Below are 14029 nucleotides of genomic sequence, written 5' to 3' on the forward strand. Positions count from 1 at the left end.
TTAGAACATTTTCTTTCAACAAAAAGCACCTTCTAATCTGTTTGTAATCTGCCCTTACTTTTTTAACGCATCTCTGTTAGGCGTATAAGTAGGCACTATCTCCTGCAATTTTCTTACAACTGCATCACCTTCGGTGATCTGTAAAATATCGACTATCTGCCTTTGTAATTCTGCTTTATCAACGTCTTTTATCTTGGCTATAAATATTTTACTGTGCGTGGTTTTTTCGGTACCATCTTCGGCGCTCAAAAGTTCTTCAAACAGCTTTTCACCGGGTCTTAATCCGGTTATTTTTATTTCTATATCTTTATCGGGTATAAAACCCGATAATTTTATCAAATCTTTGGCAAGATCATAAATTCTTACAGGTTTTCCCATATCAAGTACGAATACCTCTCCACCTTTCGCCATTGCTCCGGCTTGAAGTACCAATTGACTTGCTTCAGGAATAGTCATAAAATAACGTTTCATCTCTGCATCTGTAACAGTTACCGGTCCTCCTTTGGCTATTTGTTTTTTAAACAGTGGTATTACACTGCCCCTGCTGCCAAGTACATTACCAAAACGTACTGCCACAAATCTTGTACTGCTTTCTTTATTCATACTTTGCACAAACATTTCAGCAATTCTTTTGGTACAACCCATAACACTAGTTGGATTCACTGCTTTATCTGTAGATATCATTACAAAGGTTTCAACTTTATGTTTGGCAGCTGTTTCTGCTATTACTTTAGTTCCTAAAATATTGTTTCGCACTGCTTCAGATGGTTGGTATTCCATTAAAGGCACATGTTTGTGGGCTGCGGCGTGAAACACTACTTGAGGTTTAAAATAGTCCATTATAGCGTTAATTCGTTCTTCATCTCTAACATCTGCTATAATGGGCACTTTTTTTAGTTGGGGATATTCTAAATTCATATCCTGCATTATTTCATAAATACTGTTTTCTCCTTTACCAACGAGAAGCAATTTATTAGGATACATTTTAGCAACTTGACGCACAATCTCGCTGCCAATGCTGCCACCAGCACCAGTAATAAGCACTGTTTTCCCTGACAAGTACTTCGCAACAGCTACGTTATCCAGTTCCACCGGATCTCTGCCTAGTAAGTCTTCAACATCAACAGGGCGTAATTGACTTACACTCACACTGCCTTCTATAATTTCATATACCCCAGGTAAAATAGTTAATTTGCAGCTTGTTTTTTTACAAATGTTGATAATTTCTTTGATATTTTTTCCTTTTACTGAAGGCATGGCAATAATAATTTCATCAATTTCATAGTTATCGGCAAGCACTGCTATATCGTCTCTACTTCCTAATACTTTTGTACCAACCATATATTTTCCTATTTTGGTTTTATCGTCATCAATAAAACCAATAACTTGTCTTTTTCCTATATGGTACTGATTTAATTCCCTGAGAAGCAGTGCACCGGCATCACCTGCGCCAACTATCAATACTTTGTCTTTTTTACTTGATATAAATTTATGTTTGGATTTATTAATAAAACAACTGTAGATTCTAAAGAACAATCTACTGCCGCCAACAAATAAAACAAGAATAGAAGCAGTAAAAATATATAAAGAGCGTGGTAACGCCAAATCTATATAAATAGAAATCCCATACCAAGACAAAGCTGCAACAATATTTGCAGCAACGATGGCAACAAGTTCTATGCTACCAGCATAACGCCATACTCTACCATATAGTTTAAAAACAAAATATACTACCAAATGCACAGCCACTGCTATAGGTAATTGTGAGATAAGCATTTCAAGATATTTTTGGGCGATTGCAGTATCTTCAAAGCGTATATAAATACTAAAAAATGCAGCACTTATAATACAGATGGTATCTAAAACTACAACTAAAAGTGGCAATAACAAATATCGCAAATTTTCTCATCCCCATATCACTTACATTAAACTTACCAGTATATAGCAATCTTTCACACTTCTAATCAGAAATAATTTTTTCATCAAACAAATTCCATTATCTTCACCTAAAACAGAACTGCAGAAAAAAAATAATTTGTATGTTTATCGTATTTAGGTATTTTAAATTTCATTTGGTTCATTTTTACATTTTATACTTAAAATACTTTTTTGTTTCAAATAATTCAGTTAAAATTATACCACACGAGTCCCCCCCCGCAAGACATTTACAAATAAATGAATCAAACTTATTCTGGTCTTGCTATTACTTTTGCATCGCTCTCTACGCGATCGCGATGCTTAGCTAACGCGATACATGTTTGTAAAAACCCGCAGGACATAAAAAAACAACGTCGCTTTCAGCGACGTTGTTTTAATCTACATTTTTCTAACTAATCCATATATTCTTTTAATATTTTTCCAGCAAATAAATGTCACCGATTTCTTTGATCTCATTTAGATTTTGGAGTTTATCCTTATCTTTTAAACGGCGCAGTTCCAATCCTCGTACCAAAACATATTTTTGACCAGGATCATTTAAAACTCTGGCTAAATCACCACTTTTAGGTTTTACTTCCTCACCCGGTGCACCAGTATAATACATAAAACCAGGCCTCAAAAATTTATCAACATAAACCGGTTTCTGCTGATCACATTTCGTATGATAAACTCTGACGATTTCTTTAACACTGAAACGATTGGCAACCATTGGCAACAAAAAGGAAAATGCAATTACCATTGTCAAAACACCGGTAACCACATGCAGCCAAGCTGAAAAATTAATATCGCGATAACGCCACAACGCCCAAACTATACTTACGCCCAAAATAAAAGTTACGCTGCCCAGCACAATTCCTCCGAAAGCAACTTCAGGCAATTGCTGCCCGCCAATAACCCATCCGGCTGTAAGCAATAAAAACATTATTCCGCTGCCAAAAATCCAGGACCAACGGATACCATAATTTTCTTTTTGCATTCTGGCAATATTCCAGCCAATCACAATCGCCAGCGCTGGAAACATAGGTAAGATATAAGAAACGAGCTTCGTTTGAGAGATAGTAAAAAATATCAGTACGAAAAGCCACCAGATATTCACGAAAAGCATTTTTTCCAGATCATCAGATCTGCTATCTGTAATTGATGCTTTAATAGATTGCAGTAACAGCCCTGTCCAGGGAAACAAACCCAGGATTATAACAGGAAAATAATACCACCACAAAACTCGGGTCGGATGCTCAGGCGTTGTAAAGCGGGTAAGATTATGAAACCCTAAAAATGTATTAATAAATTCCATTCCATGCACTTGATACATCAAATAATACCACGGTGCCGCAATAAAAAAATACAGCAGTAATCCGCGTAAACAGTGCATTTTAAAAAGCCTCTGCCACTGCCCGGTACAAAGAATATGCAGAAATATTATCGCGCCTGGAAAAACGATCCCGATCGGCCCTTTTGTTACCGTGGCCAGCGCCATACACACATACATCAGCCAATACTGCTTATGCAAGTAGCATAATAAAGATCCGGTCAGGAAAAACAACAGCGTCGTATCTGTTACCGCCGCCTTGCCAAGATAAAAGAACTGTACAGATGTCGCTAAAACGAGCGCCGACCAAAAACCAGTTCTTTCGTTAAACAGCCTGGTAATAGAACAATAAAGCATTATTACAGTCAAAAAGGCCATTAATGCTGCAGGAAAACGCGCTGCAAACTCTCCATCCCCAAACACATGCATTGCACCAGCTACAAGCCAGTAATACATTGGCGGTTTGTCAAACCAATATTCATTATAAATACGCGGCGAAAGATAATCATTAAACTGGATCATCTCACGCGCAGTTTCAGCATATACCGGCTCATCCGGGTCAAGCAGCGGTATACTGCCTAATCCAAAAAAGATATTGAAGGCAACTATAATTGCTAAAACGAGCAAGCTTCCCTTCTCGATCCTATTCATTATTTTCCTACTTTCCCCGTTTTACATAATCATGGTAAGTTTTTTGGATACCTTCTTTTAACTGCATCTGCGGAGTTACAGCAAGTATTTCCTTTAAACGTGCATTAGACAGCGCAGAACGGAAGATATCACCCTGTCGCGTTTCCGCATAACGAACTTCAAGTTTATCAGCAGCAACTTCGGCAAAGGCGCCCAAAAGTTTATTTACCGAAGTTTCATGCTCTGTAGATACATTGATAGTCTGGTATCCCTTAACTGCCAATCCCGCTTTAATAGCTGCTGCAACATCGCCTGCATAGACAAAGTCACGCGTTTGTTCCCCATTACCATAAACGGTCACAGCTTTTCCTGCTGCCAAAAGTTTACAGAAAATACTGACGACACCACCTTCGCCGCCTTCCCCCTGACGTTCGCCATAAACATTCGCAAAACGGAAAACAACTGTATTGATACCATAAAGCTCGTGGTAAACACGTAAATAATGCTCTGATGTCATTTTTGTAATACCATAAAACGACATTGGCATCAATGCAAGGTCTTCATGTAAAGGAACATTTTCATTATTGCCATATACTGCCGCACTGGAGGCAAATAAAACTGTTTTCACCTTATACTTGCGGCAATTTTCCAACACATTGATCAAGCCTGCTAAATTGATTTCGCAATCTTCATCAGGATGTTCGATTGAATAAGGTACCATTGTCTGGGCAGCCAAATGCACAACTGCATCAAAATTTTCTTTTTGAAATAACGCTTCTATTTCCTGCGAACGTATATCCGCTACGACAAGTCTCATTCCTTGAGGTACATTTTCTCTGAACCCGCTTGAAAGGTTATCTAAAACTACGACTTCATAATTTTTATCACTATTTAACAGCTCTAATAAATGCGAACCGATAAATCCAGCACCGCCGGTAACTAAAATCTTCATTGTTGATCTTCGCCCTTCCTGAGATTTTTCATAGATAAAACATTAGAGCCAAAGGCGCGTATTGAAACTACTGCCCCTAATAAAAACGGCAGGTACTCAGCTGTAAAACGCCATAAAACTGCCATAATACCAACAAGACCACCAGGCAGCAGCTCAGAAAATAATACAACGAAGCCCGCCTCTGCGACACCTGAACCGCCAGGAGTTGGTGAAAAATACAGTACTAGGTTCAGCAAAACCATTCGCCCCATAACCTGCAGCCAGTCAAATTTGATATTCATACCCAGAAAAAACATTGGTACAGTAGCATAAATACATAACAGACTGAGCCCCGATTCAATAAAGGCCCGCATTACTTTCAAAGGATTTTTGCCCATGATAAAAGATGCCTGTTTAAATTCTTTATACCAAATAAAACAATTCCTCCTGAAATCGCGTGAGAAATTGTTCGTTAACCCAATGATCCAAAACTCCGGATATCTGGTCCTCATAAGCAGCACTGCTGCAATCGGCAGCGAAACAAATAAAACAGATACAATAGTAATGACACTGGTCGGCATCCAGTCAACCAAAGCATGATCACTATGCAGAACAAACGGCACCAGCAAAATCAAAAAAGTGATCGACATAATCGTACGCACAAAAACAACGACCGTGGCCTTTGCTACCGGCACGCCCGCCTTGCGCATGAACATGATCTGAGCTACAGCACCGCCGCTGGCTCCGGGGGTAACAAGCGCCAAAAAATAATTGCTTAGAACAACGTTCACCACTTGTCTGGTAGTTAGCTTTTCATCAGTCACAGCAGCCAAAGTCATCAGCCGCAAACCATCAAAAACCAATCCCAATCCCAAAATGCCAAAGGCCGCAGCAATACACCACGGTTCAAACATCGTCAGATATTCTAACGCTCTTATATCAAATGTAAAATAAATAACTGCCGCAGAAATAGCAATAACAAAAACAAACATCCATAGCAACCTGCGGATCAATTTTCTGTGCATATCAAAGCCCACCAAAGTTTATCAAAGTTACTTTCTTCTGCTCCAATAAACATTTATTTTTTTCAGAAAGAAAAGCCTGAAGCTCATCTTCCCAATGATACTGCCAGGAAAAAGTTTTTTCCAAAGACTCTGCATCCATCCCCGGATGAGTCATGATCTCACTTACGCCATCAGGCAGATTCCTAATGATTTCACCTACTAAGAATTCGTTTAAATTACCTCCGGCCAGCATTCCAAAAAAATGCTGTGGATAGACAAAACGGGCCTGTCTGGCTTTCATTTTCGCCAAAGCACTGCAAAAGCTTAAGCCTTCACGGCCGATCAGGCGGCCAGCAGTGCTGTTAAATCCACCGCGCCAAAACCAGCCTTCCTGCGGCATCCTAATTTTTTTAATACCAAATGCACTGCACAAATCCAATACGATGTCGGCGATTCCCGGCAGCACATGCAGATGCTGATGGCTGTCGACGTGAGTTATTTCCAGACCACAGCTTAAGCCGCGTTCTAGTTGTGCTTGCAGTTCGCTGACAACTTCTGCTTTTTTTATTCTGCCAGCATACCACCGTTTGGCAAAAACTGTATAATCAGCAGGCAAAAGCCCATCTTCATCAACAAGTGTTCGCAGCTGCCGTGCTTGTAAAAGCGGTTTACCTCCTCCTACTAAAGTAAGATGGATACCTACTCCTAAAGCAGGTATTGCTTTCGCCTGAAGTACTGCGTCATCAAAAGCAGCGCCGCTACACATTAAAGACGTACTGGTAATAAAACCGTCCCTGCAGCCTTTTATAATACCAGCATTGATTGCCGGATGCAGTCCGAAATCATCAGCATTAACAATTAATTTTTTCATATATTTCAGCCTCCTGAAAGGCTCTAGATTTTTTTATAATTTGCAAAATGGACTTTTACAAGCCGTTCCAGGGCACCGCGTCCCAATTCTTTCAGCAGCTCGCGCGCACAGTTTGTCGCAGCGTCACTGCCACCTTTAGGCAATTCATTTCGCCCAACCTGCTCGGCCAGCTCCTGCATTATTTCCAAAAATTTAGCCCGCGCCAATACTGAAGCAGCCGCCACAGCAATATCTGCCTCGGCCCTGTGCTGCTGTACTATATTAACATCAGGAAATTCCTGCTGTAAGCTGGCGCGGATGTCGTTAGACGCTGTAAATTGATCAACCAGCGCATAATTACATTGCGGGCATTGCCGCAGAACATTTCGCAGTACAGCTATGTGACCATTGCTTAACAAATGGTTGAGATTTTTTCCATCTGCACGCATTTGCTGATAACGAAAATTATACATTTCCGGCTTCAAAGCTAAAACCGTGTTGATCGGAGCAGCTTCGACAATCAGCTCTGCCAGCCGCAGAACTTCTTTATCATTGATCAGTTTGCAATCTCTGACTCCCAAACGGACTAGTTTTTCAGCCGTCGTAATATCTACTAATACTGCTGCAACGACTAAGGGTCCGAAAAAATCTCCTTTACCTGATTCGTCACTGCCTGCCCAAATACCTTTAAAATCGGCACAATTTCGTAAAAGTGTATAGTCATTTCCAATAGCCTGTACGATATCCCCTTTATCGGCAGTATCTTTTCCTGTCAAAACTGCTTCCAGCTGGGACCTCAATTCTGAAGCCGTACCGCCCCAAACAAACTTAATCCCCTTTTTACCATTATATACTGATAATACTACTTTACTATCACTGTTTGTTACTGTCAACTGTATACCATACTGCAGCTTTTTTTCAGTAATTGTAAGATTGGCGTCAAAACTTTTGATCTGCTTTTTTAAATTGTCGATATAAGCAGCAAAATCACTGTTCAAGTTGTGCCTCCGCAGCAGCAGCTGCTGCCTGCATAATAGTTTTCAGGCTGTGTCCGCTTTTTAAAGCCAAAACTTTACAATCCTCAAATTCAGGAGCAATATTCACAATTTTCCCATCCATCTGTGCATATTTAATTCTCACTTCACCTTCAGGCAACGACACAATAGTAACCTTCCTGTAATTGATATGGCGATGCACCGCATAATAACGTACTCCCAGCGACGTTGTTTCAGTCAGCAAAATATCAGTCATCTGATCCAGGTTCTGAGGATCGAGCAGCACCGATAAAGTTTGAGCAGGCCGTCCTTTTTTCATAATGATCGGAGTCAGCCAGCAATCCAAAGCACCCGCCTGCAGTAAGCGTTCCTGCACATAAGGGTACAATTCGCCATTCATATCGTCAATATTACATTCGGCAACAAGTAATTCACCACCGGCTTCAGCTTCCCATTCGCCGATACTGATGCGCAGGACATTGGGTATTTCCAGATCCCAGGTCCCGGCGCCATAAGCAATTTTACTGCCGCTAAAGCCCTGTGGAATATCATTTGTACTGACTGCTAAAACCTTCATCAGTGCAGCACCAGTCGGTGTAGTAAGCTCTTTTTCGATCTTTCCGTGGCTGTGCTGCAGCCCTTGTAACAGCTCTGCCGTCGCAGGAGCCGGCACTGGCATCAGTCCGTGTGCACAATTTACAAAGCCGCTGCCTGTATGGATATTGGAAACAAAAATCTTTTCGATCCCCAAATATTCCAAAGCCAAAACGCAGCCCGCAATATCAATAATCGTGTCGATTGCTCCGACTTCGTGAAAATGCACTTCATCAACAGTTTTTCCGTGAACCTTAGCTTCAGCTTCTGCTAAAGCTGTAAACACCTGTAAAGACTGCATTTTGATTTTATCATGCAAGTCAGAATGTGTAATAATATGGGCTATATCATGCAGATTGCGATGTTCATGGTGGTGATGCACAGGTTCTTCAGACACTTTCACCTGATGGCAATGCTGAGCGCAATCGGAATGATGTTCATGGTTATGCCCTGTATCGCCATGTTCGTGATGATGGTGACCAGCGTGGGGATGTTCATGCCGATGTCCAATTGTGACGTCATGTTGATGTTCATCTGGCAGCAAGACATTAAAATAGTTCGCATCAATCCCACATTTATTAACACGTTCGTTGATCAGTTCATACTCTCCCAAGTGCAGCTTTTTCATCTCAGACGCCAGATGATCGAACGGTACACCTGCATCGATCAAAGCTCCCAGCAGCATATTGCCGCTGATACCCGCAAATGCTTCTATATAGATTGCTTTCATTACATCACCTCATATGATTGATAATACTTGCCATACGCCCCGCTCCAAAACCGTTATCGATATTAACGACAGCCACACCGGCCGAACAGCTGTTGAGCATGCCCAAAAGTGCCGATAGCCCCTGAAAGTTAGCGCCGTAACCGACACTGGTAGGCACCGCTATTACAGGTCGTTCGACCAAGCCGCCGACAACGCTTGCCAAAGCGCCTTCCATTCCGGCAACGACAATAACTACATTAGCATTTCTGATCAAATCAAGTTTATCAAACAGTCGATGAATACCAGCCACACCTACGTCGTAAACCCTCTCTACCTGATTGCCCATGATCTCAGCAGTCAATGCCGCCTCCTCTGAAATAGGCAGATCGCTTGTACCCGCCGTCACAACGGCGATATAACGCTTATCATCTTTTGGAAGAGGTTTACGCTCTACAAAAATCAAGCGCGAATTTTTATGATAAACCGCATCGGGCAGCACCTTCTGCACCGCTGCAAATTTATCGGCATCAGCACGTGTTCCCAAAATATTATTGTGTACCTGTGCCAGCTTTTCCATGATCGCAGCAACCTGCTCTACTGTTTTACCCTCGCAGTAAACAACCTCGGGAAACCCCTGACGCAGACTGCGGTTATGATCCAGTTTCGCAAAACCAAGGTCAGTATAATCCGCAGCATGCAGCTTTTCCAAAGCTGTTTTAGCGTCGATAGTGCCTGCTTTATAACTTTCCAAAAGCGCCAGCAAATTTTCTTCGTAAGTCATATTATAATACTTCCTTAACTATGATTTATGCAAATGTTTCTCTTTCCATTCCTCGCTCAGCAAATATAACAGCGGCACTACAACCAGAGTCAGCAAAGTCGACGTCGTCAGACCGCCAACTAAAACCACGCCCATAGACTGGCGCAGCTCAGCACCGGCACCAAGACCCAAAGCAATTGGCAGCATACCTAAAATAGTCGAAAGCGTTGTCATAAATATCGGACGAATACGCAAAGCGCAAGCTTCACGCAAGGCCTCGCGCAAAGGCATACCCTTAGCCCGTACCTGATTGGCATAGTCGACCAGCAGGATCGCATTTTTTGTAACCAGACCCAGCAGCATCGTAAAACCGATCAGCGACATCATATTTGCAGTCTGCCCTGCTACCATCAAGCCTAAAACAGCACCGATAATCACAAACGGCAATGACATCATAATTACCAAAGGCTGCATAAAGCTTTCAAACTCTGCTGCCAGAACCATATAGATCATAATAATAGCTAAAATAACCGCCTTCGCGATCTCACTAAAGGCTTTTGCCATTGTATCAGCCTGACCGATCATTTTATAACGGTAACCGACCTGCATATTCATATCCGGGATCATCTCCGTCTGGATCTTCTGGATCAAATCGCCCGGAGTAATACCGACTGTATTAGCATAAACAACGATCTGGCGCTGTCTGTCCTCACGGTCAATACGTGTAGGACCGGACGAGAAATACACGTCAGCTACATCGCCCAACCGGACAAACTTCCCTTCCGTATTGGAAACACGCAGATTGGCAACGTCATTGATATCACGACGATGCGCAGCATCCAACTGTACAATTATATCATAGTCGTTATCACCGATAGTAAAACTATTGCTTGTGCTTTTGCCTAAAAAGGCCATTTCCACAACTTTACCAACGGAAGTTGAATCAAGCCCCATTGCGCTCGCACGCAGCGGATCGACCTTAACGATGATCTCCGGTTCTTCTTCCGATGAAGAAATATCAACATCAGTAGAACCTGGAACCTGTCTGATCCTTTCCGCCAGATTCTGAGCATAAGTTGTCAGCAGCTCAAGATCACTGCCGCGCAGACCTACCTGCACCGGTCTGCTGTCACCGCGTCCGCCGCCCTGGTTACTGACGACTGCGACTTTCAATTCTTCGACATTACCAAATTTACGGCGCAGCTCATCCATAATATCGATCATACTGCGATCTCTGTCAGACGAAGGAATAAGCTTGACATCGATATTGCCTTCGTTAATAGGCACGCGCGAACCGCCTAAGCGCATCGCTGCAATCCTGACCTCCGGCATTTGCAGGATTTCTTCTTCCAACGGCAGCGTCAGCTCCTTCATTCGCTCGATACTTGTACCGGCAGGAGCTTTAACACTGACGGAAAATTCACCGGAATCGTATGTCGGCTGATATTCCGTACCAATAAAAGGTAACAGAAAAAGATTAAAAATAAGTGAAGCAACAGAAATCAAAACTATTTTCCAAGGATGCTGGAACGCAAATACCATTAATTCATCATACATCCGGCAAATTACCTGAAACCCGGCCTCAAATTTATCCAGACAAATCTGTACAACTTTGGGACGCGGATGCTTATAAGGTTTGGCATGTTCCTCGCGATAATCCTTCAGCCAATAAGCCGATATCATTGGTGTAAGCGTGTAAGCAGCCATCGTCGAAAAAGCCAGCGCAAAAGCGACAGTTAAGCCGAATTGTTTAAAATACTGACCAACTACCTCACCCATAGAACCGATCGGTACAAAAACCGCCATCAAAGAAAGCGAAGTAGCAAGAATAGCCAGAGATAACTCTTCTGTAGCGTCCTGAGCAGCCTGAATCGGCGACTTACCCATTTCCATATGCCGAAAAATATTTTCAATCAAAACGATAGCATCGTCGATAAGGATGCCGACTGCCAGGCTCAAAGCCATCAGCGACATATTATTCAGCGTAAAGTCCATCGACTTCATCAAAAAGAACGTGGCAATAACGGAGGTCGGTATAGAAAGGCCGCCGATGATCGTAGCCCGAAAATCGCGCAGGAACATATAAGTTATCAAAAGCGCCAGAAAGCCGCCGAAAAGAATAGCATTCCAGACATCGGCAACATTCTCGCGGATATAAGCAGACTGATCGCGTACGACATCGACCTTGATATCCTTAGGCAAATCATTTTCCATCATTTGTTCCATAGAAGCGTTGACACCGTCAACAACATCTACAGTATTGGTCTTAGACTGTTTCATTACCAAGACCATAACGCTGGGTACTTTATTAGAACGGGAATAGGTGTCTTCGTCTTCCCAGCTGTCAACAACCTTCACAACATCTGAAAGCTGGATCGGGCGACCATCCTGATTGGCAATAACGATGTTTTTAATATCGTCGATATTTTTATATTTGCCTAACGTACGGACTGTTATTTCCATATCGTTATAACGGGCCTTACCGCCAGGAGTATTGATATTTTCACTGTTGACCTTATCTAAGATAGTCTGAAAGGAAATATTATAACTGTTCAGCTTCTCAGGATCGGCAATCAGTTTGATCGCACGCAGGCTGGCGCCGACAACAGATACTTCGGACACGCCTTCGACACGCTGCAGTTCTTCTTTAACAACGTCTTCAACTATCTTACGGGTTTCTTCACGGCTGCGCGAATCAGAAGCAAAAGTAAATGCCGCTATCGACTGTGACGAAATATCAAAACGCTGTACAACCGGCTCATCGATGTCGTCAGGCAAACGCCGGCGTACCGACGCAACCTTTTCACGCACCTCACTGGCCATCTCGCGCGGGTCAACACCCAGCTCAAATTCCAGCGTCGTCTGCGAATAACCTTCGCGTACAGTTGACGACAGGGTTTTAATACCTGCAACCTGGCTGACGCGATCTTCAATAGGTCTGGTTATCAGAGTTTCCATTTCCTCAGGTGAAGCGCCTGTATAGGTAACAGTAACACTTACCAGAGGCAGTTCAACGTCAGGATACAAATCGACACCCAAATTAGGATACGACTTAATGCCGAATACTACTAAAAGCAGTACAAACATCGTCGTAAAAACAGGTCTGCGTATAAATGTGCCTATCATTTTATTTAGCACCCTGTCCTTCTAATTTGATCTTACTGCCTTCACGCAATTTATTCTGACCGCCGGTAACGATCCGGTCGCCATCACTCAAACCATCTAAAACTTCTACCATATTATCATTGACAAAACCTATTGTTAAAACTCTGCGGCTGACGACACCATCATCATCAACAACAAAAACCGTACGCTGATCTTCACGCATTACAATAGCGCTCATAGGAATAACTAGTGCATTCTCTTTCGGCTCGGCTGTAATGACAACATTGGCATAAACACCGCCGCGTAATTTACCGGCACTGTTGTCCACTGTCACCTCAGCAGCAAAGGTCCTTGCCGGCATATCTGCTACCGGCGAGATACGTGTGATCATACCGCTGAATTTATCATCAGGATATGCGGGCACAGTAATATCAGCCAATCCGCCAACAGCAATATTGCTGATCTGACCTTCCGGGATATTTATTTTAGCAGTCAATTCAGAAATATCGGCAATATTAAACAGCGCTGTGCCAACTTTAGCATAATAACCTTCCTGATAATAACGTTTAGAAATAATACCGTCCTGCGGCGCAGTTACACTGGCTCCGCTCAGCTTATCCTGCATATTGTCCCACACGCCCTGAGCTTCTGAAAGCTTGCCCTGCGCATTGTTTCTGGCAAAACGGTAATTATCTACTGTCTGCTCCGAAACAGCGCCCTTTTCATATAATGCCTGATAGCGCTGCAGCTCGCGTTCAGCTCTTTCCAAAGTCGTTTGGGCATCCATCAAAGAACCCTTCGCCGATAACAAATTAGCCGTCTGTTCTGTCTGCTCTAAATGAGCCAGCACAGTGCCAGCTGTGACCTTGTCACCTTCATTAACATAAACCTTCTCTACCCTGCCATCTATTTTAGCTGCCACATCGGCCTGCCAAACAGGATCAAGGCTGCCCGCAAAACGCATAACAGGAGTAATACTCTGCCGCTGCGGGAAAGATGTGGCCACCGCAATATTCTGCCCTTGCGAAACACGGTTCGCACGCTCGTTGTTAGCCTGGATATTACCATAAATACGATAAGCAATAATTGCTAAAAGAACCAGGGATGCGATAATTGCAATACGAACTTTTGTATTCTGCCAAATCATTTTTTTACTCCTCAATTTATCGAAATAAAGGTATTTTTATTTATAATAACAGATATT

General features: G+C 42.5%; 10 protein-coding genes. All 10 read right to left on the reverse strand.

Annotated features, from left to right (window positions below):
• Positions 1 to 54: 54 nt before the first annotated feature.
• Positions 55 to 1899 (reverse strand): polysaccharide biosynthesis protein, encoded by a 1845-nt coding sequence (locus C8D73_RS01110; RefSeq protein WP_113077047.1) that lies wholly within the window; start codon positions 1897 to 1899, stop codon positions 55 to 57.
• Between the two features lie 448 nt (positions 1900 to 2347).
• Positions 2348 to 3898 carry an ArnT family glycosyltransferase gene (locus C8D73_RS01115; protein WP_113077048.1) on the reverse strand — a complete coding sequence of 517 codons (1551 nt, stop codon included), beginning with the start codon at positions 3896 to 3898 and terminating at the stop codon, positions 2348 to 2350.
• Positions 3899 to 3905: 7 nt separating this feature from the next.
• Complete coding sequence (locus C8D73_RS01120) at positions 3906 to 4829, reverse strand: NAD-dependent epimerase/dehydratase family protein (RefSeq protein ID WP_113077049.1); 924 nt, start codon at positions 4827 to 4829, stop codon at positions 3906 to 3908.
• Complete coding sequence (locus tag C8D73_RS01125; protein ID WP_021718356.1) at positions 4826 to 5833, reverse strand: lysylphosphatidylglycerol synthase transmembrane domain-containing protein; 1008 nt, start codon at positions 5831 to 5833, stop codon at positions 4826 to 4828. Before C8D73_RS01125 ends, C8D73_RS01120 begins: the two co-directional genes overlap by 4 nt.
• Position 5834: 1 nt before the next feature.
• Complete coding sequence (locus C8D73_RS01130) at positions 5835 to 6683, reverse strand: ChbG/HpnK family deacetylase (protein WP_113077050.1); 849 nt, start codon at positions 6681 to 6683, stop codon at positions 5835 to 5837.
• A 23-nt stretch (positions 6684 to 6706) separates the two neighbouring features.
• Entirely contained in the window at positions 6707 to 7660 is a 954-nt protein-coding gene (gene rnhC / locus C8D73_RS01135) for a ribonuclease HIII (RefSeq protein ID WP_021718354.1), read from the reverse strand.
• Entirely contained in the window at positions 7650 to 8981 is a 1332-nt protein-coding gene (gene larC / locus C8D73_RS01140; RefSeq protein ID WP_113077052.1) for a nickel pincer cofactor biosynthesis protein LarC, read from the reverse strand. Before larC ends, rnhC begins: the two co-directional genes overlap by 11 nt.
• Positions 8982 to 8985: 4 nt before the next feature.
• Entirely contained in the window at positions 8986 to 9741 is a 756-nt protein-coding gene (gene larB, locus C8D73_RS01145) for a nickel pincer cofactor biosynthesis protein LarB (RefSeq protein ID WP_021718352.1), read from the reverse strand.
• A gap of 18 nt (positions 9742 to 9759) precedes the next feature.
• Positions 9760 to 12846 carry an efflux RND transporter permease subunit gene (locus C8D73_RS01150; protein ID WP_113077053.1) on the reverse strand — a complete coding sequence of 1029 codons (3087 nt, stop codon included), beginning with the start codon at positions 12844 to 12846 and terminating at the stop codon, positions 9760 to 9762.
• A gap of 1 nt (position 12847) precedes the next feature.
• Positions 12848 to 13972: an efflux RND transporter periplasmic adaptor subunit gene (locus C8D73_RS01155; RefSeq protein ID WP_021718350.1), complete on the reverse strand. Its 1125-nt coding sequence runs from the start codon at positions 13970 to 13972 to the stop codon at positions 12848 to 12850.
• Positions 13973 to 14029 lie beyond the last annotated feature (57 nt).

It is taken from the genome of Phascolarctobacterium faecium DSM 14760 (assembly GCF_003269275.1).
GTDB lineage: Bacteria > Bacillota > Negativicutes > Acidaminococcales > Acidaminococcaceae > Phascolarctobacterium > Phascolarctobacterium faecium.